This window comes from Streptomyces sp. NPDC054872 (assembly GCF_053610705.1).
This window is the reverse complement of the sequence record NZ_JBSGYY010000008.1, coordinates 146,075-171,112: the sequence shown is the minus strand read 5'-3', so window position 1 is coordinate 171,112 and position 25,038 is coordinate 146,075. Positions and strand designations below refer to the sequence as shown.

At 70.0% G+C, this 25,038-nt stretch carries 22 protein-coding genes; 17 read left to right on the top strand and 5 right to left on the bottom strand.

Annotated features, from left to right (window positions below):
- The first annotated feature begins 175 nt into the window (after window positions 1-175).
- Window positions 176-841 carry an RNA polymerase sigma factor gene (locus ACWGIH_RS12705; protein WP_451207272.1) on the top strand — a complete coding sequence of 222 codons (666 nt, stop codon included), beginning with the start codon at window positions 176-178 and terminating at the stop codon, window positions 839-841.
- Complete coding sequence (locus ACWGIH_RS12700) at window positions 841-1,902, top strand: hypothetical protein (protein WP_453448067.1); 1,062 nt, start codon at window positions 841-843, stop codon at window positions 1,900-1,902. The genes ACWGIH_RS12705 and ACWGIH_RS12700 overlap by 1 nt, the downstream gene beginning before the upstream one ends.
- Before the next feature lie 259 nt (window positions 1,903-2,161).
- On the opposite strand, the gene ACWGIH_RS12695 is transcribed toward ACWGIH_RS12700, so the two are convergent.
- Window positions 2,162-3,007 (bottom strand): L,D-transpeptidase family protein, encoded by an 846-nt coding sequence (locus ACWGIH_RS12695; RefSeq protein ID WP_453448068.1) that lies wholly within the window; start codon window positions 3,005-3,007, stop codon window positions 2,162-2,164.
- A 130-nt stretch (window positions 3,008-3,137) separates the two neighbouring features.
- Between ACWGIH_RS12695 and ACWGIH_RS12690 the strand changes: the two genes are divergently transcribed.
- Entirely contained in the window at window positions 3,138-4,718 is a 1,581-nt protein-coding gene (locus ACWGIH_RS12690; RefSeq protein WP_453448069.1) for an acyl-CoA mutase large subunit family protein, read from the top strand.
- A gap of 128 nt (window positions 4,719-4,846) precedes the next feature.
- Window positions 4,847-5,500 carry a leucine efflux protein LeuE gene (gene leuE, locus ACWGIH_RS12685; protein ID WP_453448070.1) on the top strand — a complete coding sequence of 218 codons (654 nt, stop codon included), beginning with the start codon at window positions 4,847-4,849 and terminating at the stop codon, window positions 5,498-5,500.
- Between the two features lie 31 nt (window positions 5,501-5,531).
- On the opposite strand, the gene ACWGIH_RS12680 is transcribed toward leuE, so the two are convergent.
- On the bottom strand, window positions 5,532-5,996 hold the full coding sequence (locus ACWGIH_RS12680) for a MarR family winged helix-turn-helix transcriptional regulator (RefSeq protein WP_453448071.1): 465 nt from the start codon (window positions 5,994-5,996) through the stop codon (window positions 5,532-5,534).
- A 126-nt stretch (window positions 5,997-6,122) separates the two neighbouring features.
- Here ACWGIH_RS12680 and ACWGIH_RS12675 point away from each other — a divergent pair, with 126 nt between their 5' ends.
- The gene (locus ACWGIH_RS12675; protein WP_453448072.1) at window positions 6,123-6,281 is read left to right on the top strand and encodes a hypothetical protein; all 159 of its coding nucleotides are present in this window, start codon (window positions 6,123-6,125) and stop codon (window positions 6,279-6,281) included.
- On the opposite strand, the gene ACWGIH_RS12670 is transcribed toward ACWGIH_RS12675, so the two are convergent.
- The 3 genes from ACWGIH_RS12670 to ACWGIH_RS12660 are packed head-to-tail and all read right to left on the bottom strand — an operon-like array spanning window position 6,265 to window position 9,739.
- On the bottom strand, window positions 6,265-7,407 hold the full coding sequence (locus ACWGIH_RS12670; protein ID WP_453448073.1) for an acyltransferase family protein: 1,143 nt from the start codon (window positions 7,405-7,407) through the stop codon (window positions 6,265-6,267). The genes ACWGIH_RS12675 and ACWGIH_RS12670 overlap by 17 nt on opposite strands.
- On the bottom strand, window positions 7,404-8,762 hold the full coding sequence (locus tag ACWGIH_RS12665) for an alpha-2,8-polysialyltransferase family protein (RefSeq protein ID WP_453448074.1): 1,359 nt from the start codon (window positions 8,760-8,762) through the stop codon (window positions 7,404-7,406). Before ACWGIH_RS12665 ends, ACWGIH_RS12670 begins: the two co-directional genes overlap by 4 nt.
- Entirely contained in the window at window positions 8,762-9,739 is a 978-nt protein-coding gene (locus ACWGIH_RS12660; protein ID WP_453448075.1) for a glycosyltransferase family 2 protein, read from the bottom strand. Before ACWGIH_RS12660 ends, ACWGIH_RS12665 begins: the two co-directional genes overlap by 1 nt.
- A gap of 198 nt (window positions 9,740-9,937) precedes the next feature.
- On the opposite strand from ACWGIH_RS12660, the gene ACWGIH_RS12655 reads away from it, so the two are divergent.
- From ACWGIH_RS12655 to ACWGIH_RS12600, 12 genes are all read left to right on the top strand, one after another.
- A complete protein-coding gene (locus ACWGIH_RS12655) occupies window positions 9,938-11,263 on the top strand; it encodes a DUF6716 putative glycosyltransferase (RefSeq protein WP_453448076.1) in 1,326 nt (441 codons plus the stop codon).
- Window positions 11,264-11,307: 44 nt separating this feature from the next.
- The gene (locus tag ACWGIH_RS12650; RefSeq protein ID WP_453448077.1) at window positions 11,308-12,594 is read left to right on the top strand and encodes a cytidylyltransferase domain-containing protein; all 1,287 of its coding nucleotides are present in this window, start codon (window positions 11,308-11,310) and stop codon (window positions 12,592-12,594) included.
- 26 nt (window positions 12,595-12,620) lie between these two features.
- Window positions 12,621-13,550, top strand: coding sequence for an N-acetylneuraminate synthase family protein (locus ACWGIH_RS12645; protein WP_453448110.1), 930 nt, complete (start codon window positions 12,621-12,623; stop codon window positions 13,548-13,550).
- A gap of 74 nt (window positions 13,551-13,624) precedes the next feature.
- A complete protein-coding gene (locus tag ACWGIH_RS12640) occupies window positions 13,625-14,749 on the top strand; it encodes a hypothetical protein (protein WP_453448078.1) in 1,125 nt (374 codons plus the stop codon).
- A 256-nt stretch (window positions 14,750-15,005) separates the two neighbouring features.
- Complete coding sequence (locus ACWGIH_RS12635; protein WP_453448079.1) at window positions 15,006-16,304, top strand: M20 family metallopeptidase; 1,299 nt, start codon at window positions 15,006-15,008, stop codon at window positions 16,302-16,304.
- 174 nt (window positions 16,305-16,478) lie between these two features.
- A complete protein-coding gene (locus ACWGIH_RS12630; RefSeq protein ID WP_453448080.1) occupies window positions 16,479-17,603 on the top strand; it encodes a BMP family lipoprotein in 1,125 nt (374 codons plus the stop codon).
- Between the two features lie 244 nt (window positions 17,604-17,847).
- Window positions 17,848-18,903, top strand: coding sequence for a BMP family lipoprotein (locus ACWGIH_RS12625; protein ID WP_453448081.1), 1,056 nt, complete (start codon window positions 17,848-17,850; stop codon window positions 18,901-18,903).
- A 95-nt stretch (window positions 18,904-18,998) separates the two neighbouring features.
- A complete protein-coding gene (locus ACWGIH_RS12620; protein WP_453448082.1) occupies window positions 18,999-20,735 on the top strand; it encodes an ABC transporter ATP-binding protein in 1,737 nt (578 codons plus the stop codon).
- Window positions 20,732-21,865 (top strand): ABC transporter permease, encoded by a 1,134-nt coding sequence (locus ACWGIH_RS12615; protein WP_453448083.1) that lies wholly within the window; start codon window positions 20,732-20,734, stop codon window positions 21,863-21,865. Before ACWGIH_RS12620 ends, ACWGIH_RS12615 begins: the two co-directional genes overlap by 4 nt.
- Window positions 21,862-23,124, top strand: coding sequence for an ABC transporter permease (locus ACWGIH_RS12610; protein ID WP_453448084.1), 1,263 nt, complete (start codon window positions 21,862-21,864; stop codon window positions 23,122-23,124). The genes ACWGIH_RS12615 and ACWGIH_RS12610 overlap by 4 nt, the downstream gene beginning before the upstream one ends.
- Window positions 23,121-23,510, top strand: a complete 390-nt coding sequence (locus ACWGIH_RS12605) for a cytidine deaminase (protein ID WP_453448085.1) — start codon at window positions 23,121-23,123, stop codon at window positions 23,508-23,510. Before ACWGIH_RS12610 ends, ACWGIH_RS12605 begins: the two co-directional genes overlap by 4 nt.
- A gap of 109 nt (window positions 23,511-23,619) precedes the next feature.
- Entirely contained in the window at window positions 23,620-24,897 is a 1,278-nt protein-coding gene (locus ACWGIH_RS12600) for a thymidine phosphorylase (protein WP_453448086.1), read from the top strand.
- The last annotated feature ends 141 nt before the right edge of the window (window positions 24,898-25,038 follow it).

The following is a 25,038-nucleotide window of genomic DNA, read 5'->3' as shown; positions in this document are numbered from 1 at the left end:
GGCCCGTACTCCCTTCAGCGCCGCGCGTGCGTTTTCTGTCACACCGCGTACTGTCACGCGCTAGTTGCACGTTGTACCAAACATGGACGTGAGCCCACTTCAGCCCGTAGCGTGCTGCTTCGCGCCAGGCTGCGGGGGCAGGACCGCAACCGGTGTAGGCGCATAGGGAGAAGTTGTGCTGGGGGACGACGCGGAACTGACCGCCGCGGTGCTTGCGGCGCAGGACGGGGACGAGACCGCGTTCCGGACTGTGTACCGCGCCGTGCACCCGCGGCTGCTCGGCTACGTACGGACACTGGTCGGAGACCCGGACGCCGAGGACGTCGCGTCCGAGGCCTGGCTGCAGATAGCCCGTGACCTCGACCGTTTCAGCGGCGACGCGGACCGGTTCCGCGGCTGGGCCGCACGCATAGCGCGCAACCGAGCCCTCGACCACATACGCATGCGCGGCCGCCGCCCGGCGATAGGCGGCGACGAGACCGAGCTGACCGGAAAGCCGGGCGAGGCGGACACCGCCGACGAGGCGATGGAGTCCCTCGCCACCGGCGACGCCCTCGCCCTGATAGCCCAGCTCCCGCAGGACCAGGCGGAAGCGGTCGTACTCCGGGTGGTCGTCGGCCTCGACGCCAAGAGCGCCGCCCAGACCCTCGGCAAACGCCCCGGCGCGGTCCGCACCGCCGCGCACCGCGGCCTGAAGCGGCTCGCCGAACTGCTCGGCGCCGAGGGCCCGCCGAGCGAGGGCGCCCTCGACGCCGTACCGCCGCAGAGGGAGCGGCGCGGGCGCGCGGTGACATCCGCCGGTGTGACGCATTCGCGTTCGCGGGCGCAGAAGGACATGTGATGGCCGACGAGGACTACAGGTGGCTGGACCGCGACACGGCGGAGCGTTTGCTGAGCGGTGAGTCCATCGACGGAACCGACCCTCACACCCAGGAACAGGCCGCGCGACTGGCCGAGGCCCTGGCCGCGCTGGCCGCGGACGACCGCGCGGGATCGGTCGTACCCGCCGACGTCTCCGCCGAACTCCCCGGTGAGGCAGCCGCGCTCGCGGCGTTCCGGGAGGCCCGTGGCCCCCGGGCGGCTTCTACGCGCGTGGGAGCGGGCGAAACCGTACGTATCGGTCGCTCGGCCGCACCCCCGCGCCCCGCACGCTGGGCCCGCCCCCTGCGCTACGGCCTCGCCGCCGTGCTCGCCGGCTGCATGATCGGCGGGGTCGCCGTCGCGGCCGGTACGGGCGTGCTGCCCTCCCCGTTCGGCGACCGGGACCAGCCGGGGCCCGCCACCTCCACATCCTCCGTCGCCTCGCCCGAGCCGCTCGCGTCCCCGTCCGCGGGGGCGAGCGACACCCCGGACATCGAGCCCGACGACGTGACCACCTCCCCCGAGGGCCCCACGCGCGAGCCCGGCAGCAGTGCCCCGCCGCGGAAGACCGAGGATTCCGCGGGCGCGTCCAAGGGCGGCACCGCGGGCACCACACAGCCCGGCTCCGGTGATCCGCAGCGCGAGGACGAGGCGAAGGGCTGGTACCGCAAAGTGGTCTCCGCCTGCCGCGACTACCGCAGCGGAGAACTCCAGGGCGAGAAGAGGCGCCGCCTCGAAGAAGCGGCCAAGGGCTCCCAGCGGGTGACCGAGTTCTGCGGTCGCGTACTGGACGGGTCGGGCGGCGACCGCGAGCACAACGGCGGTAGCAGCGGTGGCAGTGGTGGTGGCGACGACGACGGCGACAAGGGCGGCGACGGCGACAACAGCGACGGAGACGGATCATCCGGCGGCGGCAACGACCACTGGGGCAACGGCGGCAGCAAGCCCGTCCCGCCGGTCGTCGCGCCGCCCCCGGCCCCGCGGCCGACGCCGGCCCCCACCTCCTCCTACAGCGCGCAGCCCGTACTGCCCCGCTCCTGACCCGCCTCTCCCACGCTCCTGACCTGCTCAAAGACCCCGTTCGGCGCGGGTGTGACGTTTTTTGAAGCAGTGGCGCAGTAAGAAGTGAGCCGACTGGTCATCGGCCCGCGCACGAGCCAGGGGTTCCCCCCGTACCTTTGGCTCAGTGCCACCAGCGTGGGCGGGAGACGTTCCCCCGATCCCGCCCACGCTGATTAATCACTCGTGTTCAGCAGCCCCCGCGGCCGAGGTATTCGGCCCCCGCGGTCGACCGGCTCGATCACTTGTAGACGACGACCTTGTCGCCCTTCTTCACCTGCGCGTACAGGCTCGCGATCTTCTGCTCGTCCCGTACGTTCACACAGCCGTGCGAAGCGCCGTTGTAGCCGGTCGCCGCGAAGTCCGTCGAGTAGTGCACGGCCTGGCCGCCGCTGAAGAACAACGCGTACGGCATGGACGAGTCGTACAGCGTCGAGACGTGGTGGCGGGACTTCCAGTAGACGGTGAACGTGCCCTCGCGGGTGGGCGTGCCCTGCGAGCCGAAGCGCACGTCCATCGTCGAGACCTTCCGGCCGTCGATCATCCAGGTCAGCGTGCGGCTCTCCTTGCTGATGCACAGGACACGACCGGTCATGCAGGCCTTGGCGGGCTTCGACGCCGGGATGCCGCCCCCGGAGTAGAGCTCGTACTTCGACGGCTCGTGCGTCATGGCGAGCAGCCTCTGCCAGGTGACCGTGTCGGTCGTGCCCGTGGCGGGCAGCCCGCGCTTCTCCTGGAACCCCTTGACCGCGGTGACCGTGGCGGAGCCGTACGTGCCCGAGGGGTCCTCGTAGAGCCAGGCGACCATGCGGAGCCTGGCCTGCAGCTCCCGCACCTGGTCACCGCGCTGTCCCGGGGCCAGCAGGGTCCTCGGGGGCGTCTTCGGGGGTGCCTTCGGGGTCGAGGCCCGCTCCGGTCTCTTGGACGTCCCGTCCTGACCGCCCGCGTCCGTCTTCGTGGGAGAGATCCGGACCGGTTGCGCCTTCCCGTCCGAGTCGACGGCCTGCGCCTTGCAACCGGCCACCAGGGCGACCGTCACCACGGCCCCCACGGCTATCGCACCTTTGCGCACAATGACCCCCGTCATCGCTCTACCGATCGACAGACTCACCGAGAGTGTTCCCGGTGAGTGACCACTCCTGAACGTTGCCGCATGCTGGTGGATGACCGCTATACCGGAGAAGTAACGAAGGATCTCTGGCAGGAGGCACAGAGCGATGGCGCGTGAGTCGGAGTCCGGACTGCCCGTCGAGCCCGTGTACGGCCCCGAGGCCCTGGACGGCTGGGATCCCGCGACGAAGCTGGGCGCCCCCGGCGCGTATCCGTACACGCGCGGGGTCTATCCGTCGATGTACACCGGCCGCCCCTGGACGATGCGCCAGTACGCCGGCTTCGGTACGGCCGTCGAGTCCAACGCCCGCTACAAGCAGCTCATCGAGAACGGCACGACGGGCCTGTCGGTCGCCTTCGACCTGCCGACGCAGATGGGCCACGACTCGGACGCCCCCATCGCCTCGGGCGAGGTCGGCAAGGTGGGTGTCGCGATCGACTCGATCGACGACATGCGGATCCTGTTCGGCGGCATCCCGCTGGACAAGGTGTCGACATCGATGACGATCAACGCCCCGGCCGCCCTGCTGCTCCTGATGTACCAACTGGTCGCCGAGGAACAGGGGATCGAGGCGGGCGAGCTCACCGGCACGATCCAGAACGACATCCTGAAGGAGTACATCGCCCGCGGCACGTACATCTTCCCGCCCAAGCCGTCGCTGCGCCTGATCGCGGACATCTTCAAGTACTGCCGGGCCGAGATCCCGCGCTGGAACACCATCTCCATCTCCGGCTATCACATGGCCGAGGCGGGCGCGACGCCCGCGCAGGAGATCGCCTTCACCCTCGCCGACGGCATCGAGTACGTCCGTACGGCGGTCGCCGCGGGCATGGACGTGGACGACTTCGCCCCCCGGCTCTCCTTCTTCTTCGTGGCGCGTACGACGTTCCTGGAGGAGGTCGCCAAGTTCCGTGCCGCGCGCAGGATCTGGGCCCGCGTGATGCGCGACGAGTTCGGCGCGCAGAACCCGAAGTCCCTGATGCTGCGCTTCCACACGCAGACGGCCGGGGTCCAGCTCACCGCCCAGCAGCCCGAGGTGAACCTGGTCCGGGTCGCGGTGCAGGGCCTCGGCGCGGTCCTCGGCGGCACCCAGTCCCTGCACACGAACTCCTTCGACGAGGCGATCGCGCTGCCGACCGACAAGAGCGCGCGCCTGGCCCTGCGCACCCAGCAGGTCCTGGCGTACGAGACGGACGTGACCGCCACGGTCGACCCGTTCGCCGGGTCGTACGTCGTCGAGAAGATGACGGACGACATGGAGGCAGCGACCCTCGGACTCATGGAGCGCGTCGAGGACATGGGCGGCGCGGTCGCCGCCATCGAGCACGGCTTCCAGAAGAACGAGATCGAGCGCAGCGCCTACCGCATCGCCCAGGAGACCGACTCCGGCGAGCGCGTCGTGGTCGGCGTCAACCGCTTCCAGTTGGACGCGGAGGAGCCGTACGAACCCCTCCGTGTCGACCCCGCCATCGAGGCCCAGCAGGCGGCCCGCCTCGCGAAGTTGCGGGCGGAGCGGGACCAGGCCGCGGTGGACGCGGCACTCTCGTCGCTCCAGGAGGCGGCCAAGGGGGAGGCCAACGTCCTCCACCCGATGAAGGACGCGCTGCGGGCGCGGGCGACGGTGGGCGAGGTGTGCGACGCGCTGCGGGAGGTGTGGGGGGCGTACGAGCCCTCGGACGTCTTCTGACGCACGGCTCTGTCTTCCGTCCTGCGTCTGACGCACGGCTGTCTTCCGAGCCATGTCACAGGAGGTGTGGTGTCCGATGTGCGGACACCGCGTTCCTCATGTCGTACGCCCGTGCGAGACTCCGCCCCATGCTGGGTGTCACCGATCTTCCGACCTATCTCGCGGGCCTCGCCCTGATCATTCTGCTGCCGGGGCCGAACTCGCTGTACGTGCTGTCCGTCGCCGCGCGCCGCGGCGTACGCACCGGCTATACCGCCGCCGCGGGCGTCTGGTGCGGTGACGCCGTCCTGATGACGCTGTCCGCGGCCGGTGTGGCCTCCCTGCTGCAGGCCAACGCGCTGCTGTTCGGGATCGTGAAGTACGCCGGTGCCGGCTATCTGACCTGGCTCGCGATCGGGATGCTGCGGGCCGCGTGGGGGCTGTGGCGGGAGCGGCGGCAGCCGGTGACCGAGGCGGGCGCGCAGGCTCAGGAAGGTGCTGCCGAGCGGCCGTTCCGCAGGGCGCTGGTGATCAGCCTCCTGAATCCGAAGGCCATCCTCTTCTTCATCGCCTTCTTCGTTCAGTTCGTCGATCCGGGCTACGCCTATCCGGCGCTCTCGTTCCTCGTGCTCGGCGTCCTCGCCCAGGTGGCGAGCGTTCTCTACCTGACCGCCCTGATCTTCAGCGGCACCAAGCTGTCGGCCGCCTTCCGCCGCCGCAAGCGGCTCTCGGCTGGAGCCACTTCGGCGGCGGGCGCGCTGTTCCTCGGTTTCGCGGCGAAGCTGTCGCTCGCCGGTGGGTGAGTGCTGAGGGCCGGCTGCCACTGAGCGGCGCTCAGTGGTGCCAGGCCTCACCTCCCACGTTGTGGATCATGCGCTGGAGGACCTTGAGGGTACGGATGTACTCCTCCTCCGGGATGCCCTCGTGGATCTCCGCGCGCAGCTTCCGCTGACGCGCGGCGGCGTTCTCCCGCAGGGTGCGGCCCTCGTCGGTGATGCGGATCCGGCCGTCGGCCTCCTCGGCCAGGAGGCCCCGGTCGCGCAGGGCGTCGATGTCGTGGTGCAGCTTGCCGTCGCCCACGTCGAGGTAGCCGCGCAGGATTCCCACGATCTCCGTGCGCTCGCGGTCGTCGCTCGTGAGCAGCTGGTTCAGGACCCACCACTGGGGCTGGGTGAGGCCTGCCTCGGCGAGCATGGTGCGGATGTGGTGGACGACGGCGTCGCCCGTGGCCGATGCCCAGTAGCCGATGGGCTGGTTGATGAGGTCTTCGTCGCTGTGGGAGTACGTGAAAGTGTCCATGCCCAGAAGGTAGAACCTCAAGTTTTGTTGAGGTCAACTGTCCCGGTCGACTTTCTTCAAGTCGTCGACTTTCTCCGACTGGCCGGGGCCGCGATGCCGTGCGCACCGGGGGCCTAGTCTTGCCCCATGGATGAAGGCGAGACGTTGGAACGGCTGGTCCAGGAACTGGCGGACGCCATAGGAGAGGCCGGGGCCGTCATGGACGAGGCCATGGACGTGGCCCGCGCGGTGTCGGCGGACGGCTCCGCCGGCACCGCCGCGGACGGAGTCACTTCCGGGTCATGAGCCCGTTGCGGATCAGCGGCGTGAGCCGCTCCTCGACGAAACGGTTCAGCAGCCACGCGAGCAGCAGCATCGCCGCGACGGTCAGACCGAGCGTCGCGTACGCGGGCAGGCCGAGCCCCCGGTGCAGCGCGCCCACCGCCACCCAGCCCAGGTGCTCGTGCACCAGGTAGAACGGGTACGTCAGGGCGCCCGCCACCGTCAGCCACTTCCAGTCGACCCGGTGCAGCGCGCCGAGCGCGATGAGCAGGACCGCGGCGAAGCCCGCCGTCACGACCGCGATGATGCCGAAGGACGTGCGGTAGGAGAAGAAGTCCGGGTTCGGCGCGTGCCAGAGGCGGTCCACCGCGTAGTGCTGGCCGATCAGCCAGCTCACCCCCACGATGCCCCACGCCGTCAGGTCCCCGCGGTCCCGGTGCACGAGGTAGATGCCGATGCCGCCGATGAAGAAGGGGGCGTACTCGGGCATGAGGACGAGGTCGAGCAGCGGCTCGTTCGCCCCCTCCGCGATGACCGCGGCCAGGGTCCACACCGCGCAGAACAGGATCACGCGGGCCCGGTTCGCGCCCGGCATGACGACGCAGAGCGCGAAGAGCGCGTAGAAGCGCAGCTCGGCCCAGAGCGTCCAGCACACCCCCAACACCCGGTCCACGCCCAGCGGTTGCTGCAGCATGGTCAGGTTGACCAGGGCGTCGCTCGGCGAGACCGCCTCGTACGTCACGACGGGCAGCGCGAAGACCGCCGTCACCAGGATGATCGCGGCCCAGTAGGAGGGCAGCAGCCGCGAGGCACGTGAGGCGAAGAACGCGCGCAGCGGACGGCCCCAGCCGCTCATGCAGATCACGAAGCCGCTGATCACGAAGAAGATCTGGACGCCGAGGCAGCCGTACGCGAACCAGTTGTGCGCCGTGGGGAACTGAAGCTGCGGTGAGCTTCCCCAGGCCTCGCTGATCTCGCCGTCCCGTCCGCCGTAGTGATAGGCGGCGACCATCAGGGCCGCGACGAGCCGCAGCCCGTCCAGGGCCCTGAGGCGGGGGCGCGCACGCCGGACGGTGGGAGTCGCGATCGTGAGCGCGAGAGTGTCCGCCCCCGAGGATTCCTTCGGGAGCGTGGTGGCGGGAGAGGTCATCCGAGTGCGGTCCGCTTGATGGTGCGCTGGACCGAGCGGGCGCGGCGCGCGACCCGGCGGACGGCCGCGTTGCGCGGGATGAACGAGAGCTGCGTGGGCAGCGCTCCGGGCAGGGCGAGGGCGGTGAGGCGGCGCCGCTTGAAGTAGCGCCAGGTGTGCGGGGTCAGGTGCGTCGAGAGGTACCGCTCGGCGTCCTGGCGGCGGCGCGGGTAGATCTGCGGCTGCATGGCGAAGCCGACGGCGACGAGCAGCTCACCCAGGCCGGTGACCGGCATGCCGGGCTGCCGTCCGGTGACCGCGCTCTTGTCGGCGAGGTCCGGGATCAGCGCGTCCACGATGGTGACCGGGACGCGGTTGCTGTTCTGGTAGGGCGCGAGCCGCTCCAGGAGGGTGTCCGTGCCGGTGCGGGCGACCGGCAGGCCGTAGAGCGCGGACGCCGTGAGCAGCGCGGTGGAGAAGCAGCCGATGACGAGCGCGGGACGCATCCGCTGGTACAGGACCTCGGCGAGGACCGGCGAGTCCAGGACGGTCAGCTCCACGCCGATCGCCTCCGCCTCCTTCTCCAGCATGCGCGACCAGCGGGCCGGGGCCGTCGGATGCGGCTTGAACACCGCGCGCGTGTGGCCGAGTTCGGCGGCGCCGCGCACCATGCGTACGTGCAGCTCCTCCTCTTCCTCGGCGGTGAGGATGCCGAGGGCGGAGAGGTACTGGCCGAGGAGCAGGGCGGGTTCGGCGATGTCCGGGACGTCCGCGGTCCCCGCGTCGCCGTCGGCGAGGCGGTCGAGCACCTTCACGAACGCGTCGGTCGGCACGATCTCCGGCTCGACGTCGAACTCGGTCAGGAGCAGCGGGGTCAGGCCCGGCACCAGGTCCAGGTGCAGCAGGCGGCGCACGCGCGTGCCGACCAGCGGGTCGATCTTGTTGCGGGTGGGGCCGTAGCTCATCAGGCCGTCCGCGTACACGTCCACGGGCGCGCCCGTGAAGATCTGCGTCAGGGCCAGGGCGGGATTGACCTGGATCGACTCGACGGCCAGCTCGATGTCGTCGTCACCGAGGTCCCACAGGAGCCGGATGTACCGCTCCCACATGGGGATGTCGTCCCCCCGGGGGGCCCAACCGCCCGGGTGGAAGGGGGAGATGGCCTCGTTCCAGGACCGTACGTCGTCGAACCGGTCCCGCAGGCGTTCAAAACCCGGCATCTCGTCCACCGCGACCGTGGTCTCCGGCGTCGCGGCGTTGTTGCTGACGAGCAGCAGCCGCCGGTCGGCCGGACCGAAGCGGTCCGCGTCGATCGCGGCGGCCAGCGTCGCGGTGCCGTACAGCGTGGACGCGAGGAAGATCTGCGTCGTCGCCATTACGCGGCCACCTCCGCCGACACCGGGCGCCGGCGCAGCCGGCGAAGGCGGGTCGCCCGCTGTATGTCCATGGAGTCGAGGGCGTCGTCGAGAACGCCCTGCGGCATCCGCTTCAGGGCGGCCGCACTCAGTGACTTCAATTTCCGCGCCACTTGTGGCTCGAACCTTTCGATGGATCCCAGATGGTGGGAAATGATCGCGCAGTAAGTACGGACGGCCTTCGGCAGGAGTTTGTCCGCGTCGCGGTCCGCCGCTGTTTCCCGGACCACCTGGTCGAATGCCCGGATGAAATCGAGCTGTCGTACGTCGCCGATCTGTGTCAGTGACGAGGCGACCCCGCGCCGGTAGAACACGCCGAGAAGTCCCACCGCGGCGAACGATTCCGCCTCGCGGTGCAGGCGCCAGATCCACGGCCGGTCCTCCGCGGTGCGCAGACCGTCCGTGAAGTGCAGCAGGCCCTGGTCGGCCAGGCGCCGGTGGTAGATGCCCGCCCAGGCGTACGCGTAGTCGACGGACGTCGACCGGTCGGCGGGCAGGATGACGTCCCGCGGCGGCATGACGACACCGCGTCTGCCGTGCGGGACACGGTGGATGCTGCGGGCCCGAGCGGTGCACTGCACATGGTCGGTACGCACGAAGTCACAGCCCAACTGCTCAATGGTGGCGACGAGTTGCGCGTAATAACCAGGGGCGAGCCAGTCGTCACCGTCCAGGAAGGTGAGGTACTCGCCGCGCGCCGCGTCAAGGCCCGTGTTGCGGGCGGTCGCCAGACCGCCGTTCGTCTCATGTCGGAGATGGACGGCACCGGGCAGCTCGCGCGCGGCACGCTCCAGGATCTCTGGAGTCTCGTCCTTCGAACAGTCGTCGACGAGAATGAATTCGAAGTCTTCGCGTGCGTTCGCCCGCAGACTCCTCAAGGTGTCGGGCGCGTATTGCTGCACGTTGTAGAACGGCACGATGACGGAGAGCTTAACCACGTGGGTGACGTTAGGTGTCGGCCCGGCATTCGTCTTGACCGAAGGTGAGATGCCAGGTGAACGACGCATGGCGGAATGGTTAACCCGCCTGCTGACCGGCGTTTTCCCGGGCCGATTCGCCATTCGTCGGCGCGCTGTTAACCGTTTGTTGCACCTGAGTTGGGCCGCCAATCGGAATGCCTTCCTAGCGTCTTGGCTGTGCCAGTAAGCAACAGCGGGACGACACGGATCACCGTGCTCGCCGACTCCGACACCCGGTGGAAATGGGGCGCGCTCACCGCGAGCCGCCTCGCCGGCGAGGGAGCGGATTCGGGTGAGGCAGCGGACATGCGCCTCGATGGACGCCTCCTGAGAGGCCGGGCCACGCCCACCGTCCGGCAGCTCGAAGAGGTCGGGGTGCGCGCGGACTCGCTCCGTGAGGTCACCGCCGTCGAATTCCTGCGCGAGGTGGAGCGCGACGCGCCCGACGTGATCGTGCTCGCCCTCGTGGGCGGCGCGGTCCAGGCGGTCCTTCACGGGCTCGCCCGTACGGCGGTGTCCCTGAAGCGGCGCCCCGTCGTCGTCACCGGCTATGTCGGCGTCGTCTACGAGAAGCTCGCCGACGGCCTGCTCCTGCGGCACGGCGCGGACGTCGTCCTCGCCAACTCCCGCCAGGACGCGGAACGTTTCCGCGCCGTGTACGAGGGAGTGGGCGCCGACGCGTCGGGCGTGGTGGAGAGCGCGCTGCCGTTCCTCGGCGGTGCGGCATACGAGAAGCACGACCCGTACACGGTCGTCTTCGCCGCGCAGCCCTCCGTGCCCGACAGCCGCGCACACCGGACGTACCTGCTGCGCCGCATGGTCCAGCACGCACGGCTCCACCCGGACCGCGAGGTCCTGATTAAGCTGCGCAGCAAGCCCGGCGAACACACCACGCACATCGAGGAACTGCCCTACCAGAAGCTCGCCAAGGGCGAGGACCTGCCGCCCAACTGCCGTCTCGTGTACGGAAACATGGGCGAGGTCCTGGACCGCACCGACCTGCTCGTCACGGTCAGCTCCACCGCCGCGCTCGAATCCCTGCACCGCCGCATCCCCACCGCGGTCCTCACCGACCTCGGGGTGCGCGAGGCGCTCGGCAACCACCACTTCGTCGGCTCCGGATGCCTGACGTCCTGGGACGAGATCGACGCGGGGCACAGCCCCGAGGCCGCTCCGGAGTGGGTCGCACGGCAGGGCGTCGCGCCCGACGGGACGTACGCCACGGCCTTCGACGCGGCCCGCGAGCGCGTCACGGAGCTTCTCGCGCGGCCCGCACTGCCGCCGATCGCCCCGTACTACAGCCTCATCACCGCCCCCGGCTACCTCCCCGGCATCCTGGCCCGCCACCACCTCGGCCCGGACGGCGCCCCGCTTCCCGGCGCGCCCGCCGCTGACCGCGAGCCCGGCCCCGTGCGCCAGGCCGTCCGCAGCGCGGCACGCGGCGCCTACCGGCACGGGGTGCAGCGCGTGGCCCCCGTCATCCGGCGGATGGGCGAGCTGTGAACCGCGGGCGAGCCGTGATACCCCACCCCTCTCAAGGAGCCCCCATGTCCCACCCCGCCCCAGGGAGCGCGCCATCGCGCCGTGTCCTCGCCGTCATCCCGGCTCGCGGCGGTTCCAAGGGCGTGCCCGCCAAGAACCTCGCCCCGGTCGGCGGTGTGCCCCTGGTGGCGCGCGCCATCCGCGAGTGCCTGGCCGCGCGGCTCGTCACGGACGTCGTCGTCTCCACGGACGACCACGTGATCGCCGAGGCCGCGCGCTCGGCCGGCGCCGAGGTGGTCCTGCGGCCCGCGGCGATCGCGGGGGACACCGCGACCAGCGAGGCCGCCGTCCTGCACGCCATGGACGCCCACGAGGCGCTGCACGACACCTCCGTGGACGTCGTCCTGCTCGTGCAGTGCACCAGCCCCTTCATCGTCCGCGAGGACGTCGACGGCGTGGTCGGCTCGATCGTCGACGGCGGCGCGGACACCGCGCTGACCGTCGCGCCCTTCCACGGCTTCGTGTGGCGCGACGCCGACGACGAGCCCAAGGCCCTGGACGCGCGCCGCACCGGCGAGATGGGCGGCACCACGAAGGTGGCGAGCTCCACGGCCACCGACGGCGGCTACGGCGTCAACCACGACAAGTCCTTCCGCCCGCGCCGCCAGGACCGCCCCCAGGACCTCCTGGAGACCGGCGCGGTCTACGCCATGGACGTGGCCGGCTTCCGCGAGCACAAGCACCGCTTCTTCGGCCGCACGGAGCTGGTCCGCACGGACCCCGCGCGCGTCCTGGAGATCGACGACCCGCACGACCTCGCCCGTGCCAGGGCGCTCGCGCCGCTCTTCGACACCGGCCGGGCCGACGCCCTTCCCACCCGCGACGACATCGACGCGGTCGTACTCGACTTCGACGGCACCCAGACGGACGACAGGGTGCTGATCGACTCCGAAGGACGGGAGTTCGTCTCCGTGCACCGCGGGGACGGCCTCGGCATCGCCGCCCTGCGTGACGCGGGCATCCCGCTGCTGATCCTGTCCACGGAGAAGAACCCGGTCGTCGCCGCGCGGGCCCGGAAGCTGCGGCTTCCCGTCCTGCACGGCATCGACCGCAAGGACCTCGCACTCAAGCAGTGGTGCGAGGAGCAGGGCATCGCTCCCGAGCGCGTGCTCTACGTCGGCAACGACGTCAATGACCTCCCGTGCTTCGGCCTTGTCGGCTGGCCCGTGGCGGTCGCGAGCGCCCACGACGTCGTGCGCGGCGCCGCACGCGCGGTCACCGCTCTCCCCGGTGGTGACGGCGCGATCCGAGAGATCGCCGCATGGATCCTCGGCCCCTCCCTCAACAAGTAAGGAAAGTTCCTGCCATGAGCTCTACGATCTCCAACTCCCGTCTGCGCACCTTCGGTTCGAAGACGGCCGGACCCGGTCAGCCCGTCTACATCACCGGCGAGATCGGCATCAACCACAACGGCGAGCTCGACAACGCCCTCGCCCTGATCGACGTGGCCGCCGACGCGGGCTGCGACGCGGTCAAGTTCCAGAAGCGCACCCCGGAGATCTGCACCCCGCGCGACCAGTGGGACATCGAGCGCGACACCCCCTGGGGCCGGATGACGTACATCGACTACCGCCACCGCGTGGAGTTCGGCGAGTCCGAGTACCAGGCCATCACCGAGCACTGCAAGAAGCGCGGCATCGACTGGTTCGCGTCCCCGTGGGACACCGAGGCCGTCGCCTTCCTGGAGAAGTTCGACCTCCCGGCCCACAAGGTCGCATCGGCCTCCCTCACGGACGACGAGCTGCTGCGCGCCCTGCGCGCCACGGGCCGCACGGTCATCCTCTCGACCGGCATGTCGACCCCGAAGCAGATCCGCCACGCGGTCGAGGTCCTCGGCTCGGACAACATCCTGATGTGCCACGCCACGTCGACGTACCCGGCGCAGGCGGAGGAGCTCAACCTCCGCGTCATCAACACCCTCCAGGCCGAGTACCCCAACGTCCCGATCGGCTACTCCGGCCACGAGACGGGCCTGCAGACCACGCTCGCCGCGGTCGCGCTCGGCGCCACCTTCGTCGAGCGCCACATCACCCTCGACCGCGCCATGTGGGGCTCGGACCAGGCCGCGTCCGTGGAGCCCCAGGGCCTCACGCGCCTCGTCCGTGACATCCGCACCATCGAGGCCTCCCTCGGTGACGGCGTCAAGAAGGTCTACGAGTCGGAGCTCGGCCCGATGAAGAAGCTGCGCCGCGTCCCGGGCGTCGTCGCCGAGGCCGACGCGGCTGACCGCGAGCCGGTCGCGGTCTGAGCGGACACCCCCGCTCCTACCGGGGCCCCTCACCGGGCCCCCTCCCGACAAGGACAGGACACGGTCATACGACGATGAGCCCCCGACCCGGGCCGACGGCCCCCACTGCTGCGGCGCCCACCACCCTGGCGTTCGTAGAGAGCCCTGTGCAGCTCCTCAACGTCCTCGAGTGGGCGCATTCGGCAGGGGCCACCGGCCCGGCGGCCGGGGGGCTCACCGTCGTCGTCCTCTCCCCGAACGACCCCATGACCCGGGGCCAGCTGCGCCGCATGGCCCAGCTGGCCCGGGACGAGGGCCTGAACGTCCGCTGGGAGGAGGCGCGCGGCGGCGCGGCTGCTCCCTTCCAGACCATCGGCGGCCTGGCGGGCGCGCTGCGGGCCGCGGACCGGATCGTGATCGGCGACCCGTTCTCGCGCTACGTACAACTGCTCCTGACGATCACGCGGGCCCGCTCGCTGGTGGTCGTGGACGACGGCACGGCGACGATGGAGTTCATCTCCCAACTCGCGGCGGGCGAACGCCTGGTGCGCTGGCACCGCCGCGGCGGCCGCCCCGGCGCGCGCGACATCGCCTTCGCCCCGATCTCGTCCTCCGCCCGCCGCCGCCTGACGCCCGGCCGCAAGCGCACGGTGGAGGTCTTCTCCTCCATGCCGATCGATTCGGCGCCGGACGGTGTCGTCGTGACGGCCAACACCTTCGCCTGGACGCGGGACCGCTTCGGCCCGCCGCGGGTCTCGAAGGGCGCGGACCTGGTGGGTACGTCGCTGGTGGAGACGGGCGTGGTGGACCCGGACCGCTATCTGGAGGCGGTCCGCACCTTGTCCCGCGCGCACGGCGCGACGCGCTACTTCGCCCACCGCCGCGAAAGCTCCGAGAAACTCCACCGCCTCGCGGTGGAGACCGGCCTGCAGGTGGTCCGCCCCGACCTCCCCCTCGAACTGATCGCCCGCAGGGGCCCGATCGGCCGGACGATCCTCAGCTTCCCGTCAACGGTGGTCCACACCCTGCCCCTGGCCCTTGCGGGCACGGAGGTCCGCGTCGCGGTCTGCGACATCGACCCGGCCTGGCTGACGGAGAACGCCTCGCCCAGGGCCCAGGGCTTCCTGTCCGGCGTGACGGGAACGGCACGTGACGTACACCGCCTGGCTTCGGTGGCTTCGACCACCTCCACGACGCGCGGGGTCGCGGCTACGGCGTGACGTCCGCCTCGTCGGCATCCGGGGCGGATCGCGGGTATCTCCCACAGATCAACGTGCGACTCAGCCGCCCGTGACCAGCGGTTTACCCCTGAAAAGCTTCCCGCGGAGATCCCCGAAAAGCCAAATAGCCTACCCAGCTCAACTAGCCGTCATGCGCCACGCGGCCACTTTTTCTTACCCTATCGGGCTGAACTTTTGTTGATCGTGGGTCAGTTGGCCCCCACGCCGCCCTACCCTTCAGAGGGTGAACCAACTGATGTCACGAGAGTCCGAGCGAGGGTCCGGGGCCGATCTGCCCGGGGAAACGGCGGAGGGTGCCCCCGGGGAAGCGGTACTCCCCGGTGCGCTCCCGGACGACCTGCGCGCCGAACTCATCGACTTCCGCCGCGACTTGCACATGCACCCCGAGCTCGGAAACCAGGAGTTCCGCACCACCGCGGCCCTCAAGGCCCGGCTCGAACGCGCGGGTCTCGAACCCCGCGTACTCGCCATCGGCACGGGACTCGTCTGTGACATCGGAACCCGCGAAGTGGGGGAAGGAGCCGAACAGGGGGCGGAAGGCGAACGCGGCGGGCGCCGCCCCATGCTCGCCCTGCGCGCCGACATCGACGCGCTGCCCATCCCCGACACCAAGCTCACAGCCCCGTACCGCTCCACCGTGCCCGACCGCGCCCATGCCTGCGGGCACGACGTGCACACCACCGTCGTGCTCGGGGCGGGGCTCGTCCTCGCCGAGCTCGCGAAGCGGGGGCAACTGCCGCAGCCCGTGCGCCTGATCTTCCAGCCCGCCGAGGAGGTCCTGCCCGGCGGTGCGCCCGATGCCATCGAGTCGGGTGTGCTCGAAGGGGTGGGGCGCATCATCGGCGTGCACTGCGATCCCCGGGTCGACGCGGGGAAGATCGGGCTGCGGCACGGCGCGATCACCTCCGCGTGTGACCGGCTGGAGGTGTCACTCGACGGGGCCGGGGGGCACACCGCGCGGCCCCACCTGACCACCGACCTCGTGACCGCCGCCGCCAAGGTCGTCACCGAGGTTCCCGCGCTGGTCGCCCGGCGCATCGACGCCCGTTCGGGGCTCGCGGTGACCTGGGGGCGCATCGAGTCCGGGCACGCCTGCAACGTCATCCCGCAGCACGCCGAACTCTCCGGCACCGTCCGCTGCCTGGACCTGGCCGCCTGGCGGAAGGCGCCCGACCTGGTGCACGGCGCCATCCAGGAGATCGCCGACCTGTACCGCGCCAAGTCCGAGGTCAACTACATCCGTGGGGTGCCGCCCGTCGTCAACGACCCGGACGTGACGGACCTGTTGAGGGAGGCCATGGAGCTCCGGCTCGGTCCGCACTCGGTGGAGGACACCGAACAGAGCCTGGGCGGCGAGGACTTCTCCTGGTATCTGGAGCACGTGCCGGGCGCCATGGCCCGCCTCGGCGTGCGTACGCCGGGCGAGCGCACCGTCCGCGACCTCCACCAGGGCGACTTCGACGCGGACGAGTCGGCGATCACGGTGGGCGTCGAGATGTTCACCGCCGCCGCGCTGCTCGACGGGGCCCGGTAGGAAGCGCCGCTATCGGCCGGTTACGGCGGACCCGTTCATCCGGACGTAACCGGCCCTCGGCACGAATAGGTAACGGCAGTGCGAAACCCCGTTCCCCTCCCTTTCTACGCGCGTTACTGTGCGCCGAAATCAGGCCCTTCAAGGGTGCTTTGGGGAACGTAAGGGGTGCGTCCTATGCGTCTTCGTCGAGGATCTTGTGGAACCCGGGAGTTCCGTGGAACCCGGGGGTCGAGGCTCTCCCAGGTGGCCGTCGTGGTGGCGTCCCTCGCCCTCGCGGCCTCAGCGTGCGGCAAGACCAGCAACGAGGCATCGGAGGAGGACGGAAAGGACGACAAGTCCGCCGGATCGTCGAAGTACTCGGACAAGGGCATCGGCCTCGCGTACGACATCGGCGGCCAGGGCGACCAGTCCTTCAACGACGCCGCCTACGCCGGATACGCGAAGGCCCGCAAGGACTTCAAGATCGGCGGCGTGGACATGGAGCCGGGCGACGGCGAGTCCAGTGCCGACAAGGTGCAGCGGATCGAGCAGCTGGCCAAGCAGGGCTACAACCCGGTCGTCGGCGTCGGCTACATCTACGCCCCCGCGATCAAGGAGGTGGCGGCGAAGTTCCCGAAGACCACCTTCGGGATCATCGACGACAACACCGTGAAGGCCGACAACGTCGCCGATCTGGTCTTCCACGAGGAGCAGGGCTCGTATCTGGCGGGCGTCGCGGCGGCCAAGGCGACCAAGGCCGATCACGTCGGCTTCATCGGCGGCGTGGACATCCCGCTCATCCACAAGTTCGAGGCCGGCTTCGTGCAGGGCGTCAAGGACACGAACCCCAAGGTCAAGGTCGAGAAGCAGTATCTGACCGAGAAGCCCGAGGACGGCGGCTTCAGCAGTCCCGACAAGGGGCAGAACGCGGCAAGCGGCCAGATCGAGTCGGGCGCCGACGTGCTGTACCACGCGGCGGGGCTCTCCGGGCAGGGCGTGATCCAGGAGGCCGGCTCGCAGAAGGTGTGGGCGATCGGCGTCGACTCCGACCAGTACAAGCAGAAGGCCCTGGCCAAGCAGAAGGACTACATCCTCGGCTCGGCGCTCAAGGACGTCGGCGGCGCCGTCTACGACCTCACGAAGTCGGTCGTCGAGGGCAAGCCGATCACGGGCGAGCAGCGCTACGACCTGAAGTCGGGCCGCGTCGGCTTCGCCGACAGCAACCCGAAGTACACGGCGATGAAGGACGTGGTCGCCGCCGTGGAGAAGGCCGAGAAGGACATCATCAGCGGCAAGGTCACGGTCAAGACCACTCCGTAGCAGGACCGCGGAAGACGGCAGGCCGGCCCGTTCGAGCCGGACAGCGACAGGTGGGGCGTCCCGTGCGGTGAGGGGCGCCCCACAGCGCGTACATGCTCCCGCAACCTCGCGGCCACAGCTCGATAACGGACGGGACAGAAGGGTTCTTATGTCAGGTCTACGCGCGTTACGCTGCGGCGAAATCAGCGCCAGGTGAGGCGCTCGTACGTGCTTGTGCTTGCTTGTACATAAGGAGTTCCTCTCTATGCGCCGGGTTTCCCGAATCGCCGCAGCGGGTGTAGCCACCGCCGCACTCGCCGTCTCCGCCACCGCTTGCGGCGGCACGTCCAGCGACGCCGCAGGCTCCAAGAGCGACGGCAAGAGCAAGGGCGTCGCCATCGCGTACGACGTCGGCGGCAAGGGCGACCAGTCCTTCAACGACGCCGCGACCGCCGGCATGGACAAGGCCGCCAAGGACCTGAAGATCGGCAAGAAGGCCGTCGAGCCGAACGACGGCGAGTCCGACGCCGACAAGGCCCAGCGCCTCACCCAGCTGGCCAAGCAGGGCTACAACCCGGTGATCGGCGTCGGTTACGCCTACGCCCCCGCGGTCAAGGAAGTCTCCGCCAAGTTCCCGAAGGTCACCTTCGGCATCGTCGACGACGAGACGGTCAAGGCCAAGAACGTCGCCGACCTGGTCTTCAGCGAGCAGGAGGCCTCGTACCTCGCGGGCGTCACCGCCGCCAAGACGACCAAGAGCAAGACCGTCGGCTTCGTCGGCGGCGTGGACGTGCCCCTCATCCACAAGTTTGAGGCCGGCTTCACGCAGGGCGTCAAGGACACGAACCCCAAGGTCAAGGTCGTCAAGCAGTACCTGACGGAGAAGGCCGAGGACGGCGGCTTCACCAGCCCCGACAAGGGCAAGACCGCCGCGCAGGGCCAGATCGAGGACGGCGCCGACGTGGTCTACCACGCCGCCGGTCTCTCCGGTCAGGGCGTCATCGAGGCCGCCGCCGCCAAGAAGGTCTGGGCGATCGGCGTCGATTCCGACCAGTACAAGCAGGACGCGCTCGCCAAGTACAAGAAGTACATCCTGACCTCCGCGACGAAGGACGTCGCCGGTTCGGTCTACAACCTGGCGAAGTCCGTCGCCGACGACAACGCCGAGGGCGGCGTCGTCCGCGCCGACCTCAAGTCCGGTGGCGTCGCGCTCGCCGACTCGAACCCCGAGTTCAAGAAGAACGCCGACCTCCAGGCTGCCCTGAAGAAGGCCGAAGAGGGCATCATCGGCGGCAAGATCAAGGTCAAGGCGACGCCGTAACGACCGCAGTGCCGACAGCTGCGGCGACCACCTCGACATCGGTCGCCGCAGCCGTAACAACAGCGTGATGGTCGCGGAACGGGGTGTGGGGGACGATGGTTTCCCCCGCGCCCCGTTCGCGCGGCCCACTGCCCAACTCCCGTCGAACCAGGGGCGCTACGCGCGTAGGTGGCCCCTTTCCTGAGGATTCCCGAGGAGAGTGCGCCATCGACGCGTCCACCAGTCCCGACAAGGGCCAGACCATCGCCCAGGCCGTCGCCGTTGAACTCACCGGCATCACCAAGCGCTTCCCGGGCGTGGTGGCCAACCACGACATCCGCCTGATCGTCCGCAAGGGCACCGTGCACGCCCTCGTCGGCGAGAACGGCGCGGGCAAGTCGACCCTGATGAAGATCCTCTACGGCATGCAGAAGCCGGACGAGGGCACCATCTCCGTCGACGGCAGCCAGGTGACCTTCTCCAGCCCCGCCGACGCCATCGCGCGTGGCATCGGCATGGTCCACCAGCACTTCATGCTCGCCGACCAGCTCACGGTCCTGGAGAACATCGTTCTCGGCAGCGAGAAGCTGCACGGCATCGGCGCCGCCGCCCGCCGCGAGATCGCGGAGATATCCGACCGGTACGGCCTCGGGGTGCGCCCCGACGCCATGGTCGAGGACCTCGGCGTCGCCGACCGGCAGCGCGTGGAGATCCTCAAGGTCCTCTACCGCGGCGCCACGACGCTGATCCTGGACGAGCCGACCGCGGTCCTCGTGCCGCAGGAGGTCGACGCGCTCTTCGACAACCTGCGCGAGCTGAAGTCCGAGGGTCTGTCCGTCATCTTCATCTCCCACAAGCTGGGCGAAGTCCTGTCCGTCGCCGACGACATCACCGTCATCCGGCGCGGCACGACGGTGGGCACGGCGATTCCCTCCGAGACGACCCCGCGCCAGCTCGCCGAGCTGATGGTGGGCAGCGAGCTGCCCACCCCGGAGACGGCCGAGTCGACGGTCACCGACCGGGCGATGATCGAGGTCGAGGAGCTCAAGCTGCTCGCCGACGGCGAGTCGGGCCGCGCCCTCCTCGACGACATCTCCTTCACCATCCACGAGGGCGAGGTCCTCGGCCTCGCGGGTGTGGAGGGCAACGGCCAGACCGAGCTGATCGACGCGCTGATCGGCCTGAAGCACGCCGACTCCGGCGTCATCCGCATGGCGGGCAAGGACATCACGGACCTCGCCACGCGCCACCGTCGCGAGCAGGGCGTCGGCTACATCCCCGAGGACCGCCACCGCCACGGCCTCCTCCTGGAGTCGCCGCTCTGGGAGAACCGCATCCTCGGTCACGTCACCGAGAAGCCCAACTCGCGCGGCAAGGGCGGTTTCTGGCTCGACCCCAAGGGCGCGCAGGCCGACACCCGGCGCATCGTCGAGCAGTACGACGTCCGTACGCCCGGCATCGACGTCACGGCGGCCTCGCTCTCCGGCGGCAACCAGCAGAAGCTGATCGTCGGCCGCGAGATGAGCCACAAGCCGCGCTTCCTGATCGCCGCGCACCCCACCCGCGGTGTGGACGTCGGCGCGCAGGCCCAGATCTGGGACCAGATCCGCGAGGCCCGGCGCGAGGGACTCGCCGTCCTGCTGATCTCCGCGGACCTGGACGAGCTGATCGGCCTCTCCGACACCCTCCGCGTGATCTACCGCGGACGGCTCGTCGCCGACGCCGATCCGGCCACCATCACGCCGGAGGAGCTCGGTTCGGCCATGACGGGTGCCGCCTCCGGCCACCTCGAACACGTAGAAGAAGACCCCGAAGAGGGCTCTGCCGAGACTTCGGAGGACGAGGCCCGATGAAGAAGTTCGACAAGGAGCGGGTGCTCCTCGCGGTGGCCGGACCGGTCATCGCGCTCGTCGTGGCCGTGGCGCTGACCTCGGTCGTGCTGCTCGCCTCGGGCAAGAACCCGATCGAGCCGTACGCGCTGATGCTGGAGCAGATCAGCTACTCCGACGTCCAGGTCCTGACCATCAACCAGGCCGGGATGTACTACCTGGCGGCGCTCGCGGTGGCCGTCGGCTTCCGCATGAACCTGTTCAACATCGGCGTGGACGGCCAGTACCGCCTCGCCGCGATGACCACCGCGGTGGTCGGCGCGCACGTGGCGCTCCCGGCCCCGCTGCAGATCCCGCTCCTGATGCTGGTCGCCATGCTCACCGGCGCCTTCTGGGCGGGCATCGCGGGCATCCTGAAGACCACCCGCGGGGTCAGCGAGGTCGTCGCGACGATCATGCTCAACGCCATCGCGACGAGCGTCATCGGCTACATGACCCTCACCGACAACTTCGGTGTCCCGGTCGGCAACAACCAGACCACCGGCGAGATGCACGAGTCCGGCTGGTTCCCCGGCATCAGCATGGGCGAGTCCGGCGAGATCTACGGCTTCGTGATCATCGCCGCGCTCGCGGGCGTCCTGTACTGGGTGATCCTCAACCGCACCCGCTTCGGCTTCGACCTGCGCGCCACCGGCGCCTCCACGTCGGCCGCCGCGGCCTCCGGCGTGAACGCCAAGCGCATGGTGCTCAGCGCGATGCTGATCTCCGGCGCGGTCGCGGGCCTCGCCGGCATGCCGATCCTGCTCGGCGACACCCACACCTACAGCCTCAGCTTCCCCGCGGGGCTCGGCTTCACCGGTATCGGCATCGCCCTGCTCGGCCGCAACAACCCGGTCGGCATCGCGTTCGCCTCGCTGCTCTGGGCCTTCCTCGACAAGGCGTCGCCCGCCCTCGACTACGCGACCCCGGTCGCGTACGACAAGGAGATCGCGGTGATCATGCAGGGCCTCATCGTGATCGCGGTCGTCGTCTCGTACGAGGCCGTACGCCGTTGGGGCCTCAAGCGTCAGCAGCGCCGCGTCGGTGAGGAACTGGCCGCCGCGGCCCGCAACAACGGCAACAACGACACCGTGAAGGAGGTGGCTGCCCGATGAGCTCGGCAACCGTAGCCAAGCCCCCGGCCAAGCAGCCCGCGCCGGGCCGCCGCCGCATATCGCTCCCCGTCCTCCTCCTGATCATCGCGGGCGTGCTCGTCCTGACGTCCGTGGTCCGGCTCATCACCGACGCGAACGGCATCACCTCCACCGGCCAGATGTCGACCGCGCTGCGGCTCGCCGTGCCGATCGGCCTCGCGGGCCTCGGCGGTCTGTGGGCCGAGCGCGCGGGCGTGGTCAACATCGGCCTGGAGGGCATGCTCATCCTCGGCACCTGGTTCGGCGCGTTCGCCGGTTACCAGTGGGGCCCGTGGGTCGGCATCCTGTTCGGCATCCTCGGCGGCGCGCTCGGTGGTCTGCTGCACGCGATCGTCACGGTCACCTTCAACGTCAACCACATCGTCTCCGGTGTGGCCATCAACATCCTCGCCCTGGGCGTCACCCGCTACCTCTCCACCTTCGCCTTCGAGGGCAAGGAGGGCGGTACGTCGAAGCAGTCGCCGCCGGTGGACTCGCTCGGTGAGTTCTCCGTGCCGGGCCTCTCCGACTGGCTGCAGGACCTGAACGAGAAGCACTGGTTCCTCGTCTCGGACATCGCGGGCCTGCTCGGCGGTCTGTTCACGAACCTGTCGCCGCTCACCGTCATCGCCATCGCGATGGTGCCGCTGAGCTGGTGGGTCCTGTGGCGCACCTCGTTCGGTCTGCGCCTGCGCTCCTGCGGCGAGAACCCGGTGGCCGCCGAGTCCCTCGGCGTCAACGTCTACAAGTACAAGTACCTCGCCGTGGTCATCTCCGGTGGTCTGGCGGGTCTGGGCGGCGCCTTCCTCTCCCTGGTCGCCTCCAACATCTACCTGGAGGGCCAGACCGGCGGGCGCGGCTACATCGGCCTCGCCGCCATGATCTTCGGCAACTGGATGCCCGGCGGACTCGCGCTCGGTGCCGGCCTGTTCGGTTACACCGACAGCCTGAAGCTCCGGGGCGGCGGCACGAACGTGCACGCACTGCTCCTGCTGCTCGCGATCCTGCTGGTCATCGGCGCGGCCTACCTCGTATGGCGCAAGCGTTACGTCCCCGCGGCGATCACCGCGGCCGTCTCGGCGCTGATGTTCGCGTGGTACGGCTTGACCGACGAGGTGCCGAACCAGGTTGTCACCGCGACGCCGTACGTCGTCACGCTGCTCGTGCTCTCGCTCTCCGCCCAGCGGCTGCGGATGCCGAAGGCGGACGGACAGCCCTACCGAAAGGGACAAGGAACGTGACCGAGACCGACTGGGACGCGCTGCGGGATGCTGCGCGCGAGGCCATGTCCCGTGCGTACGCGCCCTACTCAGGCTTCCCGGTCGGTGCCGCGGCCCTCGTGGACGACGGCCGCACGGTGTCGGGCTGCAACGTGGAGAACGCGTCGTACGGCCTCGGCCTGTGCGCCGAGTGCGGCCTGGTCTCGCAGCTCCAGCTCACCGGAGGCGGCCGTCTGACGCACTTCACCTGCGTCGACGCCAAGGGCGAGATCCTGATGCCGTGCGGCCGCTGCCGCCAGCTGCTCTACGAGTTCGGCGGCCCGACGCTCCTCCTGGAGACGGCCGCGGGTGTCAGGACCCTGGGGGAGATGCTGCCGGACCCGTTCGGCCCGCAGCACCTCAACTGACGTACGGCCCCTGCCTGTTGCTGTGCGACGGGTGGGGGCCGCCTTCATCTCGCGGCTCTATGCGCGTAGAGTCGCCTCACCGTTTTAAGGCGCAAAGAGGGGTTATGCCATGGACGTCATCTCCGTGATTCGTACGAAGCGGGACCGCGGCGAGCTGAGCGGCGAGCAGATCGACTGGGTCATCGACGCCTACACACGCGGAGTGGTGGCCGACGAGCAGATGTCGGCCCTGGCCATGGCGATCCTGCTGAACGGCATGAACCGCGGCGAGATCGCCCGCTGGACCGCCGCGATGATCGCGAGCGGCGAGCGCATGGACTTCTCGTCCCTGTCCCGCCCGACCGCCGACAAGCACTCCACGGGCGGTGTCGGCGACAAGATCACGCTGCCGCTCGCCCCGCTGGTCGCCGCGTGTGGCGCGGCGGTGCCGCAGCTTTCCGGCCGGGGCCTCGGCCACACCGGCGGCACCCTGGACAAGCTGGAGTCCATCCCGGGCTGGCGCGCCCTCCTCTCGAACGAGGAGATGCTGTCGGTCCTCGACGGTGTGGGTTCCGTGATCTGCGCGGCGGGCGACGGCCTCGCCCCGGCCGATAAGAAGCTGTACGCGCTGCGGGACGTGACGGGAACGGTGGAGGCCATCCCGCTCATCGCCTCCTCGATCATGTCGAAGAAGATCGCCGAGGGCACGGGCTCGCTCGTCCTGGACGTGAAGGTCGGCACGGGCGCGTTCATGAAGACGCTGGAGGACGCGAGGGAACTGGCGTCCACGATGGTGGGCCTCGGCACGGACCACGGCGTCCGCACGGTGGCCCTGCTCACGGACATGTCCACGCCCCTTGGCCTGACGGCGGGCAACGCGCTCGAGGTCCGTGAGTCGGTGGAGGTCCTCGCGGGCGGTGGCCCGGCGGACGTGGTCGAGCTGACCCTCGCCCTTGCGCGGGAGATGCTGGACGCGGCGGGTCTGCGTGACGTCGACCCGGCGAAGGCGCTGGCCGACGGGTCGGCCATGGACGTGTGGCGCCGGATGATCTCCGCCCAGGGCGGCGACCCCGACGCGACCCTCCCGGTGGCCCGGGAGACGCACGTCGTGACGGCGCCGTCCTCCGGCGTCCTGACCCGCCTCGACGCGTACGACGTCGGCGTCGCCGCGTGGCGCCTGGGCGCGGGGCGTGCGCGCAAGGAGGACGTGGTGCAGGCGGGGGCGGGTGTGGAGCTGCACGCGAAGCCGGGCGCTCAGGTCCGCGCCGGGGAGCCGCTCATGACCCTGCACACGGATACTCCGGAGCGCTTCGAGTACGCCTTGCAGGCGGTGCAGGGCTCCTTCGACATCGCCCCGGAGGGCACGGGCTTCGCGGCGACGCCGATCGTGCTGGACCGCATCGCGTAGGGGTTTCTTTTCCCCAACCCCGCCCCTTCCCGAAACCAGGGGGGCTTCGCCCCCTGGACCCCCGACAAGATGTCCTCAAACGCCGGACGGGCTGGAAATAGCCCGTCCGGCGCTTGAGGACAAACTCGGCGAAGCTGGTGA

What these genes read in the sequence shown, in the direction of transcription:
- ACWGIH_RS12700 (WP_453448067.1), top strand. Translation starts at nt 841, where the DNA reads ATGGCCGACGAGGACTACAGGTGGCTGGACCGCGACACGGCGGAGCGT.
- ACWGIH_RS12695 (WP_453448068.1), bottom strand. Translation starts at nt 3,007, where the DNA reads ATGACGGGGGTCATTGTGCGCAAAGGTGCGATAGCCGTGGGGGCCGTG.
- ACWGIH_RS12690 (WP_453448069.1), top strand. Translation starts at nt 3,138, where the DNA reads ATGGCGCGTGAGTCGGAGTCCGGACTGCCCGTCGAGCCCGTGTACGGC.
- leuE (WP_453448070.1), top strand. Translation starts at nt 4,847, where the DNA reads ATGCTGGGTGTCACCGATCTTCCGACCTATCTCGCGGGCCTCGCCCTG.
- ACWGIH_RS12680 (WP_453448071.1), bottom strand. Translation starts at nt 5,996, where the DNA reads ATGGACACTTTCACGTACTCCCACAGCGACGAAGACCTCATCAACCAG.
- ACWGIH_RS12675 (WP_453448072.1), top strand. Translation starts at nt 6,123, where the DNA reads ATGGATGAAGGCGAGACGTTGGAACGGCTGGTCCAGGAACTGGCGGAC.
- ACWGIH_RS12670 (WP_453448073.1), bottom strand. Translation starts at nt 7,407, where the DNA reads ATGACCTCTCCCGCCACCACGCTCCCGAAGGAATCCTCGGGGGCGGAC.
- ACWGIH_RS12665 (WP_453448074.1), bottom strand. Translation starts at nt 8,762, where the DNA reads ATGGCGACGACGCAGATCTTCCTCGCGTCCACGCTGTACGGCACCGCG.
- ACWGIH_RS12650 (WP_453448077.1), top strand. Translation starts at nt 11,308, where the DNA reads ATGTCCCACCCCGCCCCAGGGAGCGCGCCATCGCGCCGTGTCCTCGCC.
- ACWGIH_RS12640 (WP_453448078.1), top strand. Translation starts at nt 13,625, where the DNA reads ATGAGCCCCCGACCCGGGCCGACGGCCCCCACTGCTGCGGCGCCCACC.
- ACWGIH_RS12635 (WP_453448079.1), top strand. Translation starts at nt 15,006, where the DNA reads ATGTCACGAGAGTCCGAGCGAGGGTCCGGGGCCGATCTGCCCGGGGAA.
- ACWGIH_RS12630 (WP_453448080.1), top strand. Translation starts at nt 16,479, where the DNA reads ATGCGTCTTCGTCGAGGATCTTGTGGAACCCGGGAGTTCCGTGGAACC.
- ACWGIH_RS12625 (WP_453448081.1), top strand. Translation starts at nt 17,848, where the DNA reads ATGCGCCGGGTTTCCCGAATCGCCGCAGCGGGTGTAGCCACCGCCGCA.
- ACWGIH_RS12620 (WP_453448082.1), top strand. Translation starts at nt 18,999, where the DNA reads ATGGTTTCCCCCGCGCCCCGTTCGCGCGGCCCACTGCCCAACTCCCGT.
- ACWGIH_RS12615 (WP_453448083.1), top strand. Translation starts at nt 20,732, where the DNA reads ATGAAGAAGTTCGACAAGGAGCGGGTGCTCCTCGCGGTGGCCGGACCG.
- ACWGIH_RS12610 (WP_453448084.1), top strand. Translation starts at nt 21,862, where the DNA reads ATGAGCTCGGCAACCGTAGCCAAGCCCCCGGCCAAGCAGCCCGCGCCG.
- ACWGIH_RS12600 (WP_453448086.1), top strand. Translation starts at nt 23,620, where the DNA reads ATGGACGTCATCTCCGTGATTCGTACGAAGCGGGACCGCGGCGAGCTG.